Origin of the sequence: Paenibacillus sp. LK1 (assembly GCF_002750415.1) — a bacterium.
GTDB lineage: Bacteria > Bacillota > Bacilli > Paenibacillales > Paenibacillaceae > Paenibacillus > Paenibacillus taichungensis.
In genome coordinates this window covers 1-548 of record NZ_PEII01000043.1, presented here as the reverse complement: position 1 = coordinate 548, position 548 = coordinate 1, and the positions used below count along the sequence as shown (strand labels likewise).

1 protein-coding gene is annotated in these 548 nt (G+C 47.3%); it reads left to right on the top strand.

Annotated elements, in window-relative coordinates:
- Positions 1–548 (top strand): extracellular solute-binding protein (locus tag CS562_RS32460; protein ID WP_125477358.1); only part of this gene is annotated, 548 nt, incomplete at both ends.

Genomic DNA, 548 nt, shown 5'->3' with positions numbered 1-548 from the left:
CTGAACGAGGCCGGACAGCAGCCAACCGCTGACAACAAGATTTACAAAAAAATCAAGGAAGAGCTCGGCGTTACATTCAAATTCGAATTTCTGGCTGGTGACAAGAACCAAAAGCTCGGCGTCATGATCGCCGGTGGAGATTATCCGGATCTGATCTCAGCTGATACCAAACTTACGGCAGCCGGTTCAGTCATTCCGCTTGAAGATCTGATTGAAGAACACGCGCCTAATTTGAAGAAGCATTACGAGAAGTACTGGAATCAAATGAAGGACCCGAATGATGGACACATTTACTACCTGCCAAACTACGGTGCATACAACGGCGAAGTGGCGGATACCTACTACAGCGGACCTGCCTTTTGGATCCAAAAAGCCGTGTTGAAAGAGTTCGGTTATCCGACACCGAAGACACTGGACGAATACTTTGACTTGATCGCGAAATACAAGGAAAAGTATCCAACCATTGACGGCAAACCGACAGTCGGTTTCGAGGTATTGAACTATGATTGGAAAAACTGGGGCTTGCTGAATCCGCCGCAGCATTTGAT